Raw genomic sequence first — 20,073 nt, 5'->3', positions numbered from 1 at the left:
GCCCCGTTTTCTCGCAAGGTGCGGAGGGGCGCTACTCGACGAGCTTGCCCTCGGTGGAGACATCCTGCATCAGGGCGGCGATCTCCTCGGGGATGGCCGGGATGCTCTCGCGGGTGACGCCGGTCTTCGGCGACCAGACGAGGTTGACCTGCAGCGCGGGGTCCGATTCGGGATAGTCGCTGCGGTTGTGGCAGCCGCGGGTCTCCCGCCGCTCCAGCGCCGATTCCAGCGTGGCGCGCGCCGCCAGGGCCGCGGACTTCAGGTCGAACGCGTGCGCGAGGTCCTGGAAGCCGGCGATGTCGGGGTGGACACCGACGGACTCCATCCGCTTCTCGATGACGTCGAGTTCCGCCAGGCCCGCGCGCAGGCCCTGCTCGTCGCGGACGACGCCCGCGTGCTCGGTCATGGTGTTGCGGATGGCGCGCTGCAGGGCGCGGACGTTCTCCGGCCCGTCCGCCGCCAGGAGGTCGTCGACCTCGGCGCGGGCCTGTGCCACCGCGGCCGCCGAGCGCGGCTGCGAGGTCAGTCCCAGCGAGTAGGCGGCGGCCGCCTGACCGGTGATGCGGCCGAAGACCAGGAGCTCGATGAGGCTGTTGCCACCGAGGCGGTTCGCGCCGTGCAGACCGCTGGAGGCCTCGCCGATCGCGTACAGGCCGCCGACGTCGGTGCTGTGGTCCTCGGGCCGCACCCAGACGCCGCCCATCGAGTAGTGCGCCGTCGGCGCGATCTCGATCGGGTCGCGGGTGATGTCCAGCATCTGCAGGTCCAGCAGCGTCTGGTAGACCCGGGGCAGCCGCTTCATGATGGTCTGCCGCGGCAGGTGGGAGACGTCCAGCCACACGGCGCCCTTGGGGGTGCCGCGGCCCTCCTTGATCTCCGTGTACGAGGCGAGGGCCACGCGGTCACGGGTGGACAGCTCCATCCGCTCGGGGTCGTAGCGGCTCATGAACCGCTCGCCGAGCGCGTTGCGCAGGATGCCGCCCTCACCGCGGGCCGCCTCGCTGACGAGGGTGCCGGCCGCGTTCTCCGGCTCGATGATGCCGGAGGGGTGGAACTGGACGAGCTCGGCGTCGCGCAGCCGCGCGCCCGCCTCCACGGCCAGGCGGAACGAGTCACCGGTGTTCTCGTCGCGCCGGGAGGAGGTGCGCCGCCAGATCCGGGTGTGGCCGCCGGCCGCGAGGATGACGGCGTCGGCGTGGATGAGGTAGCGCCTGCCGTCCGTGAGGTCGAAGCCGTACGCGCCGAACACGGCGCCGTCGTGTTCCAGGATGCGGGTGATGTAGACCCCGTCGAGCACCGGGATGCCGAGCTGCTCGGCCCGCCGGACGAGGGTGCGCTGGATCTCCAGACCGGTGTAGTCGCCGGCGAAGGCGGTGCGGCGGTACTTGTGCGCGCCGAAGAAGCGCTGCGAGATCCGGCCGTCCTCCTCCCTGGCGAAGGCCATGCCGTACCGCTCCAGGTCGTCGATGCCCAGGGCCGCGCCCTGGGTGACGATCTCCACGGTGCGGGGGTCGGCCAGCAGGTAGCTCTCCTTGAGCGTGTCCGCGGCGTGCTGCTGCCAGCTGTCCTCGGGGTCCATGGTGGCGAGCGCGGCGTTGATGCCCCCGGCGGCCAGCGCGGTGTGGGCGTCGTCCTTGGGCCGCTTACCGACCGCGAGGACGTCGACACCGGCCTCCGCCAGTTCGATCGCCGCTCGCAGTCCTGCGCCTCCGGTGCCGATCACCAGCACCATGGTGGAAATGTGTTGTTCAGTGAGGGCCACGGTCCGCTCCGATCGCCTTGGTTGTCATTCAGTACGACCGCGCGATCAAGCCATCTGTGACACACCGTCCGCCCTCCTTCCGGTGACCGCGTGACGGGGCGGAAGGGGCAGACAGGGAACGGAGAAGACCGTCGGACGACCGGGTCGTCCGGTCGTCCCACGCTCGTCCCACGCGCGTGCGGCCGGGCCGTCAGGCGGTGACGCGGTCCAGTGGCACGTCCGGGTCCGCGAGGCGCGCGTCGTCGATCGCGGCGCGCGAGGTGATCAGGTCGCGGACCGGCTCGATGACGTCCCACACGTTGACGTTCATGCCGGCCAGGATGCGGTTGCCCGACATCCAGAAGGCGACGAACTCCCGAGCCGCCTTGTCCCCGCGGAAGACGACGCGGTCGTAGCCCCCGGGCTCCACGTATCCGGTGTACTCCATGCCGAGGTCGTACTGGTCGGTGTAGAAGTACGGCAGCCGGTCGTAGACGGCGTCCTTGCCGAGCATGCCCTGCGCTGCCGTGGCCGGCTGGTTCAGCGCGTTGGCCCAGTGCTCGACGCGGATGTGACGGTCGAGGAACGGGTGGTAGGCGTTGGCGACATCACCCGCGGCGAAGACGTCCGGCGCGGAGGTTCGCAGGTGCGCGTCGGTGACGATGCCGTTCCGCACCTCCAGGCCGGCGCCCTCGGCGAGCTGTACGTTCGGGGTGATGCCGACGCCCACGACCACGGCGTCCGCGGGGAGGTGGGTTCCGTCGGCGAGCCGCACGCCGTCGGCGCGGCCGTCGCCGCCGGTGATGCGCTCCACCTGCACGCCGTGCCGCAGGACCACGCCGTGGTCGGTGTGCAGGGTCGCGAACACCTGGGCGGCCTCGCGCCCGAGGACCCTGAGCAGCGGCAGTTCCTCGGCCTCCAGAACCGTCACCTCCGCCCCGGCCTGCCTGGCGGCCGCGGCGGTCTCCAGGCCGATCCACCCGCCGCCGATGACGACGATCCGGGCGCCCGCGGTGAACGCGGCCTTGAGCCGCTCGCTGTCGCCCACGCGGCGCAGATAGAGCACGTTGTCCAGGTCCGCCCCGGGGACGGGCAGGCGGCGCGGGGTGGAGCCGGTGGCCAGGAGCAGCTTCGTGTACGGCATGCGGCGCCCGCCGTCGAGCTCCACCTCCTTGGCCCCCGCGTCGAGCCCGGTCACCGTCGTGCCCAGCCGCAGGTCGACCTCGTGTTTGTCGTACCAGTCGTCGGGGTGGACGAAGATCGAGTCGCGTGTCTCCTTGCCGAGCAGATAGCCCTTGGACAGTGGCGGGCGAGTGTAGGGCCTGTCCTGTTCGTCGCCGATGAGGACGAGCCGGCCGTCGTAGCCGTTCTCCCGCAGCGCTTCCGCCGCCTTGCCCGCGGCCAGACCGCCTCCGACGATCACGAACGTGTTCTCAGGGGACACGATGCACCTCATCTCGATGTCGCATGCTGCGAACCATGTACGGAGAGTCAACCATCTGACCGCGGGACACCCCGTTGTGTGACACAGCCGTCGTGTCGCCCGGCCGCCCGGCAGGCGTCGTTGTCACAACGTCAGGGCAGTTCCGGTCATACCGCTGACCGAAGGACGCCCGGGGCAGCCGACCGCCGGTCGTCGTCCCCGCCGCGGCCAAGGAGCAGAAGGTGACCTACGTCATCGCGCAGCCCTGCATCGACGTCAAGGACCGGGCCTGCGTCGCCGAGTGCCCGGTGGACTGCATCTACGAGGGCGGCCGGACGCTCTACATCAACCCCGCCGAATGCGTGGACTGCCGGGCGTGCGAGCCGGTGTGCCCGGTCGAGGCGATCTTCCACGAGGACGACCTCCCTCAGGAGTGGGCGCGGTACACGGAGGTCAACGCCGAGTACTTTGAGTCCGTTTCGGGCTCCGGCGGACACGGCAGGCCGCTGGTCGGCGACGGGGACCACCCCTTGGTGGCGGGGTTGCCTCCGCAGGGCGGAGCCCGCAAGAAGGACATCGCTGTCTTCGCCATCGGCAAGGAGGAGGCCGAGGAGGCCGGCCTGTGGTTCCCGCTGTGACGGCCCGGGGGGACGGGCCCCGAGTCGTGGAACTCGGTCCCCAGGACCTCGAACGCGCCGTGGCCATGCACCTCAGATGTTCGGCCGATACCCTGTGGAACCGCTACCACAGGGCGATGGGCGATCCCCGGTCCTACCTGAGCGCCCTGCTGGCCAAGCCGGGGGCCGTGCACCTGGGCGTACAGAAACCGGCAGGCGACATCGTGGCCGTGGGGCACCTGATGCCCGACCGGGGGAACGCGGAGGCGGCCCTGCTCGTGGAGGACGCCTGGCAGAACAGCGGGCTCGGCAGCCGCCTTCTGCGCGACCTGGGGCACCGGGCCGTCAGTGCCGGGTGGAAGGAGGTCTACGGCCTCGTCCTGCCCGGTGACGGGAGGATCTCCGCCATCCTGTCGCACACCTCAGTGCCGATCCGCACCGTGCACGAGGACGGCGCGACGACCGTCTGGGCGCAGACCGGCGACATAGCGTCCGCGGGGGTTCCCGCCGACGTGTGATGACAGGCGCCGCGTGCGGCGCCTGGGGCTGTGACGAGTGCGGCGCTGTCACAGATCCGGACGTTGTCCTGTCAGAACCCCGGAAGAAGCAAATCGGGCATTTCGCCCGGCCTGCCTGAGGACGGGACTTCTATGACCTGCACAGATGCGGTGGCACTTGGTAAGCATGTGAACACGCCCGGGATATCCGACTCGGCGTTCGCGGTCTTCGACGAGCGGGGGACCGTGGCCGCCTGGACGCCGGCCGCGGAGAGCCTGGTCGGATACACCGCCGGGGACGTGGTCGGCCTGCCCGCCGTACTTGTGCTGCCGTCCTTCGGGGAGGCTCCGTCGATGTCGGCCTTCGTCAAACAGTGCCGTGCCCGGAACGGCTGGCCGGGCACGGCGGCGGTGTCCCACCGGGACGGCCGTGTGATCGAGGTCTGCCTGCGGATCACGATGCTGCAGGGGCAGGACGGGGCGACGCGCTGGCTCGCGACCCTGACCGACACCGGCGCGCTGCCCGGGGACGCGATGAGCGGGTCGGCATGGGGGCCACTCCTCGCCCGCGCGCCCATCGGAGTCGTCATCCGTGACCAGCAGCTGCGCTGCGTCTTCGTCAACGAGGTGATGGAGGAACACGACGGAGTCCCGTGCGACCGGCGACTGGGACGGCGGTTCGTCGACGTGCTGGCCGGGCCCAAGGCCGGCGCGCTCGAAGCGGTGATGCGGCAGGTGCTGAAGAGCGGCACCACCAAGGTGCACGAATACCGGACGTGGCTGCCGGTGAGCAAGGGCCGGAAGCACCCGTTCGCGGCGTCGTTCCACTGCCTGCAGGGAGCCGACGGCACATCCCTCGGTGTGTGCGTCATCAGCGCCGACGTCGTCGAGAGCAGGCTGGCGCGTGAGCGCCTGGCAGCCGTGGGCGAGGCCAGTGCGCGGCTCGGCAGCACCCTGGACGTGATGCAGACCAGCCAGGAACTGGCCGACCTCGCCGTGCCTCTGCTCGCCGACTACGTCGCCGTGGACCTGGAGCAGTCGGTGCCCTTCAGCGAGGGGCCGGCGGCGCGCGTCGACCCGGCGGGTAGGCGCTTTCCCGTGCTGCGACGTGCCGGTCTGGCCTCGATCCACCACGGTGTCCCGGAATCCGCGTGGGTGCGCGGCGAGCCGGTCCCCGTGCCGCCCCGCTCACCGTTCGCCGCCGTCCTGAGCACGGGCAGGTCCCACCTGGAGCCGATCCTGGACACCGCTCCGGGGATCTGGATCGACGACGACCCGACCCTGGCCGCGAGGATCCGCAGGAACGGCGTCCACTCGCTGATGGTCGTCCCGATCCGCGCCCGGCGTGCCCTGCTGGGCGTGGCCCTGTTCATCCGCACCGAGGACCCGGAGCCGTTCCAGGAGGTCGACCTGCTGCTGGCCGAGGAACTCGTCGCGCGCGCCGCGGTGGCACTGGACAACGCGCGCCAGTACGCGCGCGAGCACACCGCGGCCCTCACCCTCCAGCGCAACCTGCTCCCGCGCCGCCTGAAGGGCGGCACGGCCGTCGAGACCGCCTCGCGCTACCTGCCCGCAGACATGGACCACGGCGTGGGCGGCGACTGGTTCGACGTCATCCCGCTTTCCGGCGCCCGGGTCGCCCTCGTCGTCGGGGACGTGGTCGGTCACGGTCTGCACGCCGCCGCGACCATGGGCACGCTCCGCGCCGCCGTGCGCACGCTGGCCGACATGGAACTGCCTCCCGCCGAACTGCTGGCCCGCCTCGACGACACCGTCCAGCGACTGGTCGAGGAGGACGCCGACCCCACGGACCAGACGCCCGCCGTCGTGGGCGCCACCTGCCTGTACGCCGTCTACGACCCGGCCACCCGCGTGTGCACCATGGCCCGGGCCGGGCATCCCCCGCCCGCCATCGTCGACGACGAGGGCCGGGTCACCTTCCCCGAGCTCCCCACCGGAGCGCCGCTGGGAATCGGCCTCGGGGATCCCTTCGAGGAGGTGGAACTGGAACTGCCCGAGGGAAGCCTCGTCGCCCTCTACACCGACGGCCTGATCGAGAGCCGCGACGGCGACATCGAGGACGGGATGTACCGCCTGGGCGCCGCCCTCGCCGAACCGGGGCGGTCCCTGGAGGAGCTCTGCACGCGTGCGACGGCGAGCTTTCCGGCGCAGGCACCCTCGGACGACGTCACTCTGCTCCTGGTACGGACCCGGTCGCTCAACGCGGCCCAGGTCGCCTCCTGGACGCTGCCCGCCGACGAGAGCGCCGTCCGCCGCGCCCGGCAGCTGGCGGCCGGTCAACTGGACGCGTGGAGCCTGGGCGGGCTCGAGCACTCCGTGCGGCTGATCGTCAGCGAACTGGTCACCAACGCCGTCCGCCACGGCGCCGGCCCGATCGGCCTGCGCCTGATCCAGCACCAGGTCCTCACCTGCGAGGTCTTCGACGCCGAACACTGCGCACCGCGCATGCGCGGCGCGCGCAACATGGACGAGAACGGCCGCGGCCTCTTCCTGGTCGGCCAGCTCTCCCGCCGCTGGGGGTCCCGTTCGGCGGCCGACGGCAAGGTCGTCTGGGCCGAACTGGACCTGGCCTCCGCGCGCGCGGGTACCGGCCGTCACGGCAACCACCGGGCGGCGAAGTCCGCCGACGCCTGAAGGTGATCGCGGTGACGCGAGGCGGTGAGAATCCGGGGACGGACAGCTCGACCCCGGAGGCGACACACCCATGAGGCCAACCCGCGCAGCCCTGTTCGTCGCGGCCACCGCCCTCACCCCAGCCCTGATCCTCACCACCCCGGCGCCCGCCGCCACGCGCCGCGGCTGAGCCGGCCGGAGCCTGACGACGGGTCTGCCCGTCCCGGTGCTCAGGCCCGCAGGTAGGCCAGCACGGCCAGGACCCGGCGGTGGGTCTCGTCGGCCGGGGGGAGATCGAGCTTGGTGAGGATGCTGCCGATGTGCTTGCCGACGGCCGCCTCGGAGACGACCAGTTGGCGGGCGATCGCGCCGTTCGACCTCCCCTCCGCGACGAGCGCCAGCACCTCCCGCTCGCGCGGGGTGAGCCGCTCCAGCGGGTCGCGGCGGTGGCGCAGCAACTGCCGTACGACCTCGGGGTCGACGACCGTACCGCCGGCCGCGACCTCGCACAGCGCCTCGACGAACTCCTCGACCTGGCCGACCCGGTCCTTCAGCAGGTAGCCGAGGCCCGTTCCGTCGCCGGAGTCCAGCAGGTCGGCGGCGTAGGCGCGCTGCACGTACTGGCTGAGGACGAGGACGGGCAGGGCGGGCCGTTCCCGGCGCAGCCGCACCGCGGCCCGCAGACCCTCGTCCTGGAAACCGGGCGGCATGCGGACATCGGTCACCACCACGTCGGGGGAGTGCTCGTCGACGGCCGCGACCAGCGCGCCGGCGTCGCCCACGGCGGCCACGACCCGGTGCCCGCAGCGCTCGAGCAGGCCGGTCAGCCCGTCCCGCAGCAGCACGCTGTCCTCGGCCAGCACTACGCGGAGCGCTCGGTCCACTCGCAAGGAATCTCCACACGCAGCAGGGTCGGTCCGCCCACGGGGCTGGACAGGGAGAGTCTGCCATCCAGCACCGACACCCGGTCGGCGAGCCCGGTCAGCCCGCTGCCCGCCCCGGGCTCGGCGCCGCCCCGGCCGTCGTCGCGCACCTGCAGGAAGAGCCGCCCGTCCCGGTGCCCGCCGTTCACCTCCGCACGGTCGGCGGCGCTGTGCCGGGCCACGTTGGCGAGAGCCTCACGGACCACGAAGTACGCGGCGGCCTCGACCGCCCGGGGCAGCCGCCCCGGCAGGTCCAGATGCACGTCGACGGGGACGGCCGAGCGGTCGGCGGCGTCGGCGACGGCCGCCGCCAGGCCGTAGTCGGCCAGGACCCTTGGGTGGATGCCGTGGATGAGTTCGCGCAGTTCCTCCAGCGCCCTGCCCGCCTCCTCGTGGGCCTTGGCGAGCTGGTCGGCCAGGGGGCCGGGCGGCGCGTCCAGGCGGGCCAGCCCCAGGGCCACGGTCAGCGCGACCAGGCGTTGCTGCGCCCCGTCGTGCAGGTCCCGCTCGATCCTGCGCCGCTCCGCCTCGAACGCGTCCACCAGTCGCACGCGGGAGCGGGCGAGTTCGAGGATGCGGGCGCCCGGGTCGCGGTGGTGAGGAGCGATGAGGAGCCGGGTGAGCCCGGCCCGGGCGCCCGCGGCGACGCCCAGGACGTAGGCGCCGAGCACGAGCAGCAGCAGCCCCAGGACGGCCGTGCCCCACGCCGCCGGCCAGGTGGTGACCGTCCACTGCTTGAGCACCTTCGCCTCGTGGCCCTTCCCGACGGTGGCCATCAGCACCGGAGTGGCGGCCAGGGAGAGCGGCACCGCCAGCGCGACGGTGACGACCAGGGCGTCCACCGGCCACAGCAGGCCCGCGAACAGCAGGGCGTGACCGAGCTCCCGCCAGGTCGCCCGCTCCCGCAGCCGGGTGGTCAGCCAGACCCACAGCCCTCCCCTGACGGGCGGCACATGAAGCCCCGGCGCGGGATCCCCGTCGACCAGGCGCAGGCGGGCCCGCTCCAGCAGCGCGACGGGAAGACCCGCGAGCGCGGTGAGGACGAGCAGCGGCAGGCCCACCAGGACGACGGTGAGGGCCGCCCCGGCGGCCGCCGCGGTCACGATCCCCACGAGGGTGACGGCGCCCGCGACCACCCCGGTCAGCAGGTACGCCAGCGAGCGCCACGGCCACGCGGACAGCAGGAAGCCGCGTCCGGACAACGCCTGCCACACATTCCTGGGATGCATGCGGATCACCGTAGGACCCCGGCGCGGGCCCGGACCATCCGCCCAGGGGGAGGACCGGGGGTATGCCTGGCCCTACCCCGACTCTCGCCCCTGCCCCACTGCGCCGGGGCCGCCTCACGGGATTTCGTGGAGTCGTCCGGGATGCGCCGCGTCCCGGAGCGCTCCGCCCCGCCGGGCGCGGGGGAGAAACGGCACCGAACGAGTGGGGACAGATGAACGACGACGCCATCCGATTGTGCTCCGTCACCAGGCGGCACGGCTGCGGCGACAACGCCGTGACAGCCCTGGACGAGGTCTCCCTCGCCTTCCCCAGGGGCTCCTTCACCGCCGTCATGGGGCCCTCCGGCTCGGGCAAGTCCACCCTGCTGCAGTGCGCCGCGGGCCTGGACCGGCCCACTTCGGGATCGGTCCTGCTCGGCGACACCGACCTGACCACGCTCGGCGAGACCCGGCTGACCCTGCTGCGCCGCGACCGCATCGGCTTCGTCTTCCAGGCGTTCAACCTGCTGCCGTCGCTGACCGCCGAGCAGAACGCCGCCCTGCCCCTGCGACTGGCCGGCCGCCGGCCCTCCCGGGCACGGGTCCGCGAGGTGCTACGGCAGGTCGGCCTCGGCGACCGGGCCGGGCACCGGCCGTCGCAGATGTCCGGTGGACAGCAGCAGCGCGTCGCCCTGGCCCGCGCGCTGATCACCCGCCCCGAGGTGCTGTTCGGCGACGAACCGACCGGCGCCCTGGACTCCCGGACCAGCCGCGAGGTGCTGACCCTGCTGCGCGGCATGGTCGACCGCGAGGGCCAGACCGTCGTGATGGTCACCCACGACCCGGTGGCCGCCTCCTACGCCGACCGTGTCGTGTTCCTTGTCGACGGCCGCGTCAACGGCGAACTGGCCGGGGCGGGCGCCGACGACATCGCGGCGCGCATGACCGGGCTGGAGGGCGTGCCGTGCTGACCGTCGCCCTGCACACCCTGCGCACCCGCTGGGTCGCCCTCGCCGGCAGCTTCGTCGCGCTGTCGCTGGGGGTCGCACTGCTGGCCGTCATGGGCCTGGTCCTCGCCTCCACCCAGGACGCGCCCGAGCGCGGGCCTGAGCGCTTCGCGGCGGCGCCCGTCGTGGTCCGCGGTCAGGACACCCTGCGCGTGCCCACGACCAAGGGCGAGCGGACGCAGCCGCTCGCCCGGCCGCGTGCCGTGCCCGCCGCGACCGTGGCCGGGCTGCGGGCGCTCGGCAGGGTCGTCGAGGACCGTGCCTTCCCCGTACGCGCCGAGGGCGGACCGGGTGGCCTCGTCGGGCACCCCTGGTCCACGGCCGCACTCGCCTCGTACGGGCTCACCGCGGGACGCGGGCCCCGTGCCGCCGACGAGGTCGTCGTGACCGGCGGCTGGGCCGCGCCGGGCGAGCGCGTCCGTACCGACCGGGGCACCGTCCGCGTCGTGGGCACCGTGGCGGACCGCGGGTTCGAGCACGCCGTGTTCTACACCGACGCGCGCGCCGCCCGGCTGTGCCCCGTCAGCACGCAGTTGGGGGTCGACGCGGACGCCTCGGCGGTGCGGGACACCGTCCGCGGCAGTGGCGCCCGGGTCCTCACCGGCAACGACCGCAGGTACGCCGACGCCGACCCGGGCCGGGACGCCGAGGCGGTGACCGCGCTGAACGCCCTGTTCGGCACCGCCGGCGGCGTCGCCGCCTTCGTGTCGGTGTTCGTCGTGGCGTCCACGTTCGCCTTCGCGGTCGCCCAGCGCCGCCGCGAGTTCGGGCTGCTGCGCACCGCGGGCGCCACCCCGTGGCAGCTCCGCCGGATGGTGCTGGCCGAGGCCCTGCTGGTCGGCGTCCTCGCCTCGGCGGCGGGCTGCGCGCTCGGCGGGTACGCCGCGCCGTGGCTGGCCGCGTCGGTGGTCGACGGCGGACTGGCACCGGGCTGGTTCACCGTCGGTGACCACACCTGGCCCTACCACGTGGCCTTCTGGACGGGTCTGCTCGTCGCCCTCGGCGGAGCTGCCGCGGCCTCGTGGCGGGCCGGCCGCACCGGCCCCGCGCAGGCGCTGCGCGAAGCCGCCGTGGACAGCGGGGCGATGACCTGGGGCCGTCGGCTGGCCGGCGCCGGGCTGCTGCTGACCGCGGTGGTGACCCTCGGCCTCTCGCTGGCCGGGGACCCCGGCGACCTGCTGCACCGCAAGACGTACGTGAGCAGGCCGATGCTGCTGATCACCGCTGCCGCGCTGCTCGCACCCGTCCTGCTGCGCCCGCTGACCCGGATGCTCGCCCGGGCTCTCGGCCGGTTGCCCGGCGCGGCCGGCATGCTCGTGGGTGAGAACGCCGCGGCGAGTGTGCGCCGTACCGCCGCGGTCGCCTCGCCCGTACTGGTGATGGTCGCCCTCACGGGCTCGCTGCTCGGCGCAGGCGCCACCCTCGACGCGGCCGAGGCCGGGCAGGCGCGCGAACGGACCACCGCCGCCTACGTGGTCACCGCACCGGGCGGCACGGGTTTCGGCACCCGGACCCTGGAACGGCTGCGCGGCATCGCCGGGACAAAGGTGTCACCGAGCGCGTCGAGCCAGGTGTACGCCCTGGAGGACGGTCCGGCACTGATCAGATCCGAGGCGCACGCCGCCGACCCCGGGGCCCTGGCCGCCACCACCTCACTGCCGCTCGTCGCGGGCAAGGTCACCGACCTCGACGACGGGTCGATCGTCGTCAACGAGGAATGGGAACGGCACTCCGTCGGGCAGAGCGTCCGGGTATGGCTGGGAAACGGCGCGAGCAGAACGCTGCGCATCGCGGCGGTGATGGCCACCGGCACGGGCGGCAACGGCGTCTACGTCACCCCCGCCAACGCCCCGGGCGCCCCCGTCGACCGGGTGGACGTCGCCCTGGCGGACGGCGCCGACCTGGGCGCGGTGGCCGTCGCGCTGCGCGAGGCGGTGGAGCCCGCCGGCGGCCGGGTGCTCACCAGGGAGGAGTGGCTCGCCGCCGCGCGGCCGAAGAGCGACCGCACGACCCGGCTCGGCCTCCTGCTCGTCCTCGGCATCGCGCTGCTCTACACCGCCATCTCCCTGGTCAACACCATGGTGATGGCCACCTCCGACCGGGTCCGCGAGCTGGCCGTGCTGAGGCTGGCCGGGGCCACGGAACGCCAGGTGCTGCGACTGGTCGGCGCCGAGTCCCTGGCGGTGGTCGCGGTCGGCGCGCTCCTGGGCCTGGCCGTCGCCGCGGTCAACCTCGCCGGAATGCGGTGCGCGCTGGCCCTGCTGTCGGTGAGCAGCCCTGTCGAACTGCCGTGGACGGCCGTCGGCGCGGCCGTGGGCGCATGCGCGGTGCTCGCGGTCGTCGCCTCGGTCGTCCCGGCAGCCGCGGCCCCGCGGGGCCGTGCGGCGGCACTGGCCGGGACAGCCGCAGTGATCCCGCGCCGGGCGGGCCCTCGGCGACGTTCACGCCGAGGGCCCGAGGGGGCACGGAGACGTCCGCGCCCCCGGTGGGCGCGTCAGTCCTGCCAGCCGTATCGGCGGCGGGCCTGTTCCACCGTCCGCGGGGTGACCGCTCCGGTGCGCGCCAACCGGTCCAGGGCGGCCACCACGATCGACCCGGCGTCCACCCGGAAGTAGCGGCGCACCGCCTCCCGGGTGTCCGACAGGCCGAAGCCGTCCGTGCCGAGGGACGAGTAGTCCTGTTCGACCCACTGGCTGATCTGGTCGGGCACCTGCCGCATCCAGTCGCTGACCGCCAGGACGGGCCCGGGCGCTCCCGACAGCGCCGACGTCACGTACGGGACGCGCTCCTCACCGCTCAGCCGCTGCCGGTCGGCGTCGAGCGCGTCGCGGCGCAGCTCCGTCCAGGAGGTCACCGACCAGACGTCGGCCCGTACCCCCCACTCGGACGCGAGGAGCTCCTGAGCCTCCAGCGCCCAGTGGATCGCGGTGCCGGAGGCCAGCAGCTGGATCCGCGGCCCGGCAGCGGGATCCGCCGCCTGCCGGAAGCGGTAGATGCCCCGCAGGATCCCCTCCTCGACCGACGGCCCCTCGGGCATGGCCGGCTGCCGCTTCGACTCGTTGTAGACCGTCAGGTAGTAGAAGATGTCCTCGGACCGGTCGCCGTACATCCGCCGCAGCCCCTCCCTGACGATCACCGCGATCTCGAAGGCGAACGCGGGGTCGTAGCTCACGGCGGCGGGGTTGGTGGACGCCAGCAGGTGCGAGTGCCCGTCGGCGTGCTGCAGGCCCTCGCCCGTCATCGTCGTCCGGCCCGCGGTCGCGCCGACGACGAAGCCGCGCCCCAACTGGTCGGCCAGGGCCCAGAACTGGTCGCCCGTCCGCTGGAAACCGAACATCGCGTAGAAGATGTAGAACGGGATCATGGGTTCGCCGTGCGTGGCGTACGAGGTCGCGGCGGCCGTGAACTCCGCCAGCGACCCGGCCTCGGTGATCCCCTCGTCGATCAGCTGCCCGTTCTCGGCCTCGCGATAGTGCAGCAACTGGCCGGCGTCGACCGGCTCGTAGGTCTGGCCGTCGGGCGAGTAGATCCCGGCCGACGGGAAGAGGGACTCCATGCCGAACGTCCGCGCCTCGTCGGGGACGATCGGCACCCAGCGCCGCCCTGTGTCCGGGTCGCGCATCAGGTCCTTGACCAGCCGCACGAGCGCCATGGTGGTGGCGACCTCCTGCTTGCCGAAACCCTTCCGCAGGGCCTCGAAGGCGTCCGCGGGCGGCTGCTTCAGCGGCTTGGCGATCACCTTCCGCACCGGCGCCGGACCGCCCGGGGCGCCCCGCCGCTCCCGCAGGTACCGCACCTCCTCGGAGTCCTCGCCGGGGTGCCAGTAGGGCACCAGGTCGCCGCTCAGCGCGCTGTCCGGGATGGGCAGTTCCAGCGTGTCGCGCATCCGGCGGAACTGCGCCATCGTCAGCTTCTTCATCTGGTGGTTGGCGTTGCGCGACTCGAAGTCCGCGCCCAGGGTGTGCCCCTTGACGGTCTGGGCGAGGACGACGGTCGGCGCGCCCCGGTGCTCCGCGGCGGCTCGGTAGGCCGCGTACACCTTCAGCGGCTCGTGACCGCCCCGCGACTCGGTGAACAGCTCGGTGATCCGGCTGTCGGTCAGGCCGGCCGCGATGCGGGACAGAGCCTCGCCGGTGAAGAAGTGCTCGCGTACGTACGCCGCGTCCCGCGCCGCGTACGTCTGCATCTGCGCGTCGGGCACCTCGCCGAGCCGCCGCACCAGCGCCCCCTCGGCGTCCTGCGCCAGCACCGGGTCCCAGGCCGCGCCCCACAGGGACTTCACCACGTGCCAGCCCGCGCCGCGGAACCGGCCCTCGAGTTCCCGCACGATGCTGGAGTTCGACCGCACCGGCCCGTCCAGGCGCTGCAGGTTGCAGTTGACGACGAAGGTCAGGTTGTCCAGACCCTCGCGCGCGGCGAGCGCCAGCGCGGCCAGCGACTCGGGCTCGTCCACCTCGCCGTCCCCGAGGAACGCCCACACGCGCGACCCGGAGGTGTCCTTGATGCCCCGGGCGTGCAGATAGCGGTTGAACCTGGCCTGGTGGACGGCCGCGAGCGGGCCCAGCCCCATGGAGACCGTGGGGAACTCCCACAGCCACGGCAGCCGCCGGGGGTGCGGGTAGGACGGCAGACCGTGGCCGTCGGCCTCGCGGCGGTAGCCGTCCAGTTGCCCCTCGCCCAGCCGCCCCTCCAGGAACGCGCGGGCGTAGATGCCGGGAGACGCGTGCCCCTGCACGTACAGCTGGTCGCCGGAACCTCCCCCGGGGCCCTCCTTGCCCAGGAAGAAGTGGTTGAAGCCGACCTCGTAGAGCCAGGCCGCCGACGCGTACGTCGCTATGTGGCCCCCGAGACCCAGACGGGAGGCACGGGTGACCATGGCCGCCGCGTTCCACCGGTTGAGCGCGGTGATCCGGGACTCCATGGCGAGGTCGCCCGGGAAGTCCGGCTGAGCGGCGGCGGGGACGGTGTTGACGGGTTCCGTGGACAGCAGCCCCGGGACCGGCACCCCGGACGCCGTGGCGTACTCGTGGACGCGGTTGAGCAGGTAGGCGGCGCGGTCGGGCCCGGCGTGCCGGATGACGGCGTCGAGCGACTCCCGCCATTCCGCGGTCTCCTCGGCGTCACGGTCGGGCAACCGGTCGGGCCGGCTGGTCGAGGGGGACTGCGCGGCCTGCGCCGGATCACTCATGGCGGCCTTTCTGTCGGGGCGTGGGGGAAGGCCGGGCGGCCGGCGCGGGGGAGGACCTGCGGACGGCGGCCGGCGGTGGGCGAGTGGACCTTTCGCCCGCGGGGGCCGGCGACCCCTGCGGTGTCCTCGTGACGGCGTGGCCGGCCACTCCACCTGCTGTGACCGCGCCGGTGCCGTCGTTGTGACACCACCGGCGGGCGCCCCTTCCGAGCGGTGGGGCGGGAACGAGGGGGACGTCACACAAGCGGGTGCTGTCCGGTCGTATGAGGGAGCAGCTACGTCCGCCCGGAAGAGGCGACGCCGGCCACCGGCGCTCGATGCCGCTACATCGGCCGCGCGAGACGGCGGCCTATCGTCATTTCCTCTCAATTCGGGCATAACCATGGAGGTGCAGCGCAGTGTCGGACAAGGAGACACAGGGCAGCAGCAACGAGCGGCCGCGGTCGGAGGTCTGGAAGACGGCGGTGACGATGCTGCAGGACGCCAAGCCGCCCTTCATCCCCGAGGGCGCCTCAGGGATGACGATCGCCGTCGAGTGGCCACCCGGCGACCCGGGGACCCCGCCCCACCGCCACTCGGGACCGGCCTTCGGGTACGTGCTCGAAGGCGCGGTCCGGTTCGAGCTCGAAGGCGAGCCGGAGCGGATCGTGGGGGCCGGTGAGACCTTCTGGGAACCGGGCGGCGACGTGATCCACTACCAGGACGGCAACGCCCTGACGGACGCGCGGACCCGGTTCGTCGTGACCATGCTGTGCGCGCCCGGGCAGCCGATGCTCACCCTGGTCGAGGACGAGGAACTGGCCCGGCGCGCCCACCTGCGCGCCCCGCGCCCGTCGCGGACCGGCGGGTGACCGCTCCGGCGCGGGACGGCGGAGCCCCGCGGGAGTGCGGAGCGCGCTTCGGAGGACTGCGCGCGGACGCGGCGCGCAACCGCCGCAGGATCCGCACGGCCGCCGGTGACCTGCTCGCCGAACAGGGCGCGGGCGTGTCGCTGGACCGCATAGCCCGTCAGGCCGGGGTCAGCAACGCGACGCTCTACCGCCACTACGGCAGTCGTGAGGAACTGCTGACCGACGTCGCCGAGGAGATCGCGGCCGTGGCCGCGGCCGCCGAGGCGCGGCTGTCCACGAGCGATTCCCTGGTCGCGCTTCGCGGTTTCCTGGAGACCCTGGCGTCCGCGCGGCCCGCCGCCCTGTACTGCCTGCCCGAAGGGGCCGCGGTCGGGCAGGCGGCGGGTGCCGGACCCCGGGCCCGTGTGGTCGCCGCGACGTGGCGACTGCTGTCCCGCGCCCAGCGGGCGGGGCGGGTGCGTGACGATGTGACCGCCGAGGACGTCCTCGCCATCGTGTCGCAGCTCGGCCGCCCGCTCCCGGGAACCACCTGGCGGGCCACCGAGGAGAAGTGCCCGCGCCTGGTCCGGCAGTACGTGGACGGCCTGGTCGTACCGGCTGTGCGGGCGACGCACGAGCCGTATCACCTGCCCCGGCGCTGAACCGGGCGCGGCCACGCCCTCCCGCGCCCCCGGCCGGATCGCCGGCCGGGGGCGGCCACGTCACGCGCGCATCGGCAGGTGACCGGAACAACGCTTCCTACGCGGCCGACCGGGGAGCGTCCGACGGGGCGGCCGGACGGACCGGTCCGGCGCGTCCTTTGCCGCGGTGGCGGTCCATCTCACGCCATTCCGGGCGCAGACCCGCCAGATTGGTCGTGAGGAAGTACACGACACCCGTGGCCACCAGCACCGGTCCGAGACCCACGCCCGCCACGGCGGCGCCGCCGAGCAGGCCGCCCAGCGGAATCCCGGCCCAGGCGGCCGGCGAACTGCGTGGCGGTGGCGGGTCCCGCGAAGAGACCTTTGCAGAGCGGTACCGGGCGGTCATCGCCCCCGGGCCGCTACCGGCCGGCGTGCTCCAGCGCGAAGTCGGCCACCACCTGCGTGAATTGCCCGGGGCGCTCGACGTGCGCCAGGTGGCCCGTCTCCTCGAGGACGGCGAGCCGCGCACCGGGGATCCGCTCGTGGATCATCCGCGCCCACCGCGGTCCGCAGATGAAGTCGTCCGCACCGACCAGCACCAGCGTGGGCACCGTGACAGTGGACAGCCGCTCCCGGACGTCGAAGGCGGGGCCCTCTCCGAGCGAGGGTTCGGCGTACATGCGCAGCGACCCGCGCGCGGGCCCGAACTCATCCTCGCGCCCCCAGTAGTCGACGACGTAGGCCGGCATGATCGTCCGGAGGCAGTCGGTCGCGCCGTCGTCGTCGAGCCGGCCGAGCGGCGTGGTCAGCTTCTCGGCGTAGGTGGCCACCTCGGGGTGCTCCGCGGCGTGCCGGCGGGCGAACCCCTCCATGTTGGCCACGGCGGACGCCCAGAACTCCTCGCCGGTCACCGGGGAAGTGTCGTACAGGACCAGCGAGTCGAGGCGCCCCGGGTGCTCCAGCGCGTACTGCTGGGCGACGAAGCCGCCGTGCGAATGGCCGAGCAGCGTCACCTCGGGCTGCGCGAGGTGCTCGATCACACCGTTCAGGAAGTGCGTGTACGTCGCCAGGGTGTAGTCGCGCGGGTCGGGCAGGCGTCCGGACGCGCCGGTGCCGACGGGCTCCACGTACACCATCGTCAGCACGCGCTCCAGGAGCGGCATGCGCAGGTACTCCCAGCCGATGCCAGGTCCGCCCGAGTGGGCCACGCACACCGGGCCGCCGGAGCCCGCGACGTGGTACCGCTGTGCCGCGGCGGCGCCCTCGTGGTCGACGGTGATCGTGTGCGTGCCCGGGGCGAGCGGCCCGCCGGCGCCGTCGGCGGGGCGGGGGAGGATGGCGGGTACGACGGAAGCGTTCACACTCTTCACAGGTTGTTTCACAGTGTCAGTCTACGGACGAGGCGCCAGGGTGCTTCATTCGTCGATCACGTTCGGGAGAGCGAGGCCGGGCAGCCGGCGAAGGGTGTCGTCCACGGCCGCCAGCCGGGCGTTCACCTCGGTGATCTCCTCGCGCAGCCGGCGGACGCGCGCCTCCAGGGATGCGGCCTCGGCGGCCAGGGACGTCACGATCGCCCGCACGTCGGGGACGCCATCGGTGTTCGGGTGCATGGTTGCCCTTCCAGGCGGATCTGCCGGTCGAGACGGGAGCGGCCGCAGGAGGAGGGCAGGGGAAACCCCCTCCCGCGGCCGCCCACCCGGCGCGGTGCGCCGGTCAAGCACACTCTCGACAGGTCAGCCGGCCCGATTGTGACAGCGATCCGCCGGTGTCACGCGATCCCGAGTCGTCAGACGGCGGCCCGGTACAGGCCGCGCCCGGCGCGCTGGACCCTGGAGGCGCCCACCAGCCGGTCGAGCGTGCTGCGCACCGCGTTGATGCTGCCGGCGTTCTCGTCCCGGCCGAGGGCCGCGGCGACGTCTCGGGCCCGCACCTCGGACCCACCCATGGTGGCCAGGTACTCCAGGATCTGCTCGGTGAGCCTGCCGTAACCGGCCGCCACGGAAGCGGCGGCCCGCTCCGCGGTGCCGCCATCGGCGCCGTCCTCGTCCGCGTGTCCGGTCTCCTCGGCCACACCCTCCTCCATGACGGCGGGCTGCCGCCCCTCGGCCTGGCCGCCCGCGTCCAGCGCGGTGGGAGACTCGACCGCCAGGTGGCTGAGGGCGCCGAGAGCCCTGCGCACCGATCCCAGGTGGGCGACCACCGCCGCCAGCTCCCGTTCGAGCGCCTGTTTCTGCAGCTCGAGGCGCTGCAGTTCTCCCTGCAGAGCTCCGGCCGTGACCTGGAGATCCTCGGTCGTGTGCGCTGCTGAGACCATGTGTCCTCTCATTCCCGGCCGCTGGGGACCAATGTCCGCGCACACAGATTAGTACGGCGAACACACGCGGTGACTACGCGGAACAACAACGGAGTGCCCCGCACTACGGCTCGACCACGGTGACCTCGCCGACGTCCTCGGCGTCGGCCGCCGCGAGCAGGGCGCGGGTCAGGTCGGGGAACCGTTCGTCCAGCTCGGCTCGACGCAGCGTGACGTAGCAGCGGGTCCCCTCCTGGCGGGTGCGGGTGATGCCGGCCTCGCGCAGGATCTTCAGATGGTGGCTCAACGTGGACTTGGCGACGGGCGCCCGCAGCTGGCCCCAGCCGCGTTCCCTGCCGTCGGCCAGCACCCGCACGATCCCGATCCGCGTCGGATCGCTGAGCGCGGAAAGGACGCGGGGCAGGCTCATCTCGCCCGCCTCCTGGGAATGCTGGTCCGCCATACGCCCACGATAACCCGAATGTTCGAAGAATGTGGAACCCCGGCCGGGGACGCGGCCTCAGGACCGGTGCGCCCGGTACAGGCCACGGCCCGCGCGGTCGAGACGCGAGGCGCCCACGAGGCGGTCCAGTGTGCTCCGGACGGCGTTGATGCTGCCGCTGTCGCCGTCACGGCCGAGGGCCGCGGCGACGTCTCGGGCACGCACCTCGGTGTCACCGGTCCGCTCGAAGAAGTCCATGATCTGCTCGGTCAGCCGCCCGTACGTCCTGCCGGTGTGCGAGAGGGCCGCGGCGTCCGGGGGAGCGGCGGCGGGCGCGGGGGTGCGCATGACCGCCTGGAGCGCGCCGAGGGCCCGCTGCACCGAACCGAGGTGCGCCACGACCGCCGCGAGTTCCCTCTCCAGGGCCTGCCTCTGGGCCTCGAGACGGAGCAGGTCCTCCTGGAGGCTCTCCGCGGTGTGCTCGACGCTCCGCGCCTTACGGGTCACCGAGGCCATGCGGGTTCCCCTCACCTCCGCGCGTTCCGTGTTCACACGGATTGGCACCTTTCGCATCCCAATTTACGCGCCGAGGGGTGTGATGTCCCCACTCTCCGGAGGAAGGCGGG

Annotated in this window: 15 protein-coding genes and 3 pseudogenes; 7 read left to right on the top strand and 11 right to left on the bottom strand. The window is 73.3% G+C overall.

Features of this window, described 5'->3' with window-relative positions; all coding sequences use genetic code 11:
- Nucleotides 1-31 precede the first annotated feature (31 nt).
- Entirely contained in the window at nucleotides 32-1,732 is a 1,701-nt protein-coding gene (locus AC3EUJ_RS21380; protein WP_431963688.1) for an L-aspartate oxidase, read from the bottom strand.
- A gap of 220 nt (nucleotides 1,733-1,952) precedes the next feature.
- A complete protein-coding gene (locus tag AC3EUJ_RS21375) occupies nucleotides 1,953-3,185 on the bottom strand; it encodes an NAD(P)/FAD-dependent oxidoreductase (protein ID WP_431963686.1) in 1,233 nt (410 codons plus the stop codon).
- Between the two features lie 221 nt (nucleotides 3,186-3,406).
- Here AC3EUJ_RS21375 and fdxA point away from each other — a divergent pair.
- The 3 genes and pseudogenes from fdxA to AC3EUJ_RS21360 all read left to right on the top strand — a co-directional run.
- A pseudogene (fdxA, locus tag AC3EUJ_RS21370) lies at nucleotides 3,407-3,718 on the top strand (ferredoxin); the annotation flags it as partial.
- Between the two features lie 200 nt (nucleotides 3,719-3,918).
- Nucleotides 3,919-4,299: a GNAT family N-acetyltransferase gene (locus tag AC3EUJ_RS21365; protein ID WP_431963684.1), complete on the top strand. Its 381-nt coding sequence runs from the start codon at nucleotides 3,919-3,921 to the stop codon at nucleotides 4,297-4,299.
- A gap of 132 nt (nucleotides 4,300-4,431) precedes the next feature.
- Nucleotides 4,432-6,933 (top strand): SpoIIE family protein phosphatase, encoded by a 2,502-nt coding sequence (locus AC3EUJ_RS21360; RefSeq protein ID WP_431963682.1) that lies wholly within the window; start codon nucleotides 4,432-4,434, stop codon nucleotides 6,931-6,933.
- A gap of 209 nt (nucleotides 6,934-7,142) precedes the next feature.
- Here AC3EUJ_RS21360 and AC3EUJ_RS21355 read toward each other — a convergent pair whose 3' ends face one another.
- A complete protein-coding gene (locus tag AC3EUJ_RS21355) occupies nucleotides 7,143-7,775 on the bottom strand; it encodes a response regulator (protein ID WP_431963832.1) in 633 nt (210 codons plus the stop codon).
- Nucleotides 7,775-9,064 (bottom strand): sensor histidine kinase, encoded by a 1,290-nt coding sequence (locus AC3EUJ_RS21350; RefSeq protein WP_431963680.1) that lies wholly within the window; start codon nucleotides 9,062-9,064, stop codon nucleotides 7,775-7,777. Before AC3EUJ_RS21350 ends, AC3EUJ_RS21355 begins: the two co-directional genes overlap by 1 nt.
- 212 nt (nucleotides 9,065-9,276) lie before the next feature.
- Between AC3EUJ_RS21350 and AC3EUJ_RS21345 the strand changes: the two genes are divergently transcribed.
- Together AC3EUJ_RS21345 and AC3EUJ_RS21340 are read left to right on the top strand one after the other, a co-directional pair.
- Nucleotides 9,277-10,014 (top strand): ABC transporter ATP-binding protein, encoded by a 738-nt coding sequence (locus AC3EUJ_RS21345; protein ID WP_431963678.1) that lies wholly within the window; start codon nucleotides 9,277-9,279, stop codon nucleotides 10,012-10,014.
- Nucleotides 10,008-12,449 (top strand): annotated as a pseudogene (locus tag AC3EUJ_RS21340) (ABC transporter permease); the annotation flags it as partial. The gene AC3EUJ_RS21345 and the pseudogene AC3EUJ_RS21340, both read left to right, overlap by 7 nt.
- A gap of 95 nt (nucleotides 12,450-12,544) precedes the next feature.
- Here AC3EUJ_RS21340 and aceE read toward each other — a convergent pair.
- Nucleotides 12,545-15,238, bottom strand: coding sequence for a pyruvate dehydrogenase (acetyl-transferring), homodimeric type (aceE, locus tag AC3EUJ_RS21335; protein ID WP_431963676.1), 2,694 nt, complete (start codon nucleotides 15,236-15,238; stop codon nucleotides 12,545-12,547).
- A 470-nt stretch (nucleotides 15,239-15,708) separates the two neighbouring features.
- Between aceE and AC3EUJ_RS21330 the strand changes: the two genes are divergently transcribed.
- Both AC3EUJ_RS21330 and AC3EUJ_RS21325 read left to right on the top strand, forming a co-directional pair.
- Nucleotides 15,709-16,089, top strand: a complete 381-nt coding sequence (locus tag AC3EUJ_RS21330) for a cupin domain-containing protein (protein ID WP_431963830.1) — start codon at nucleotides 15,709-15,711, stop codon at nucleotides 16,087-16,089.
- Nucleotides 16,086-16,730: a TetR/AcrR family transcriptional regulator gene (locus tag AC3EUJ_RS21325; protein ID WP_431963674.1), complete on the top strand. Its 645-nt coding sequence runs from the start codon at nucleotides 16,086-16,088 to the stop codon at nucleotides 16,728-16,730. The genes AC3EUJ_RS21330 and AC3EUJ_RS21325 overlap by 4 nt, the downstream gene beginning before the upstream one ends.
- 97 nt (nucleotides 16,731-16,827) lie before the next feature.
- On the opposite strand, the pseudogene AC3EUJ_RS21320 reads toward AC3EUJ_RS21325, so the two are convergent.
- From AC3EUJ_RS21320 to AC3EUJ_RS21295, 6 genes and pseudogenes are all read right to left on the bottom strand, one after another.
- Nucleotides 16,828-17,049: pseudogene (locus AC3EUJ_RS21320) on the bottom strand (MFS transporter); the annotation flags it as partial.
- 82 nt (nucleotides 17,050-17,131) lie between these two features.
- A complete protein-coding gene (locus tag AC3EUJ_RS21315) occupies nucleotides 17,132-18,094 on the bottom strand; it encodes an alpha/beta fold hydrolase (protein WP_431963672.1) in 963 nt (320 codons plus the stop codon).
- A gap of 33 nt (nucleotides 18,095-18,127) precedes the next feature.
- Nucleotides 18,128-18,322, bottom strand: a complete 195-nt coding sequence (locus AC3EUJ_RS21310) for a hypothetical protein (protein WP_431963670.1) — start codon at nucleotides 18,320-18,322, stop codon at nucleotides 18,128-18,130.
- A gap of 176 nt (nucleotides 18,323-18,498) precedes the next feature.
- Nucleotides 18,499-19,026 carry a hypothetical protein gene (locus tag AC3EUJ_RS21305; protein WP_431963668.1) on the bottom strand — a complete coding sequence of 176 codons (528 nt, stop codon included), beginning with the start codon at nucleotides 19,024-19,026 and terminating at the stop codon, nucleotides 18,499-18,501.
- Nucleotides 19,027-19,129: 103 nt separating this feature from the next.
- Nucleotides 19,130-19,468: an ArsR/SmtB family transcription factor gene (locus tag AC3EUJ_RS21300; protein ID WP_431963666.1), complete on the bottom strand. Its 339-nt coding sequence runs from the start codon at nucleotides 19,466-19,468 to the stop codon at nucleotides 19,130-19,132.
- 57 nt (nucleotides 19,469-19,525) lie between these two features.
- Nucleotides 19,526-19,963, bottom strand: a complete 438-nt coding sequence (locus AC3EUJ_RS21295) for a hypothetical protein (protein WP_431963829.1) — start codon at nucleotides 19,961-19,963, stop codon at nucleotides 19,526-19,528.
- Nucleotides 19,964-20,073: the final 110 nt, after the last annotated feature.

This window comes from Actinacidiphila sp. bgisy160 (assembly GCF_057707815.1).
The sequence above is the reverse complement of the archived record's forward strand: the minus strand, read 5'-3'. Positions and strand labels throughout refer to the sequence as shown.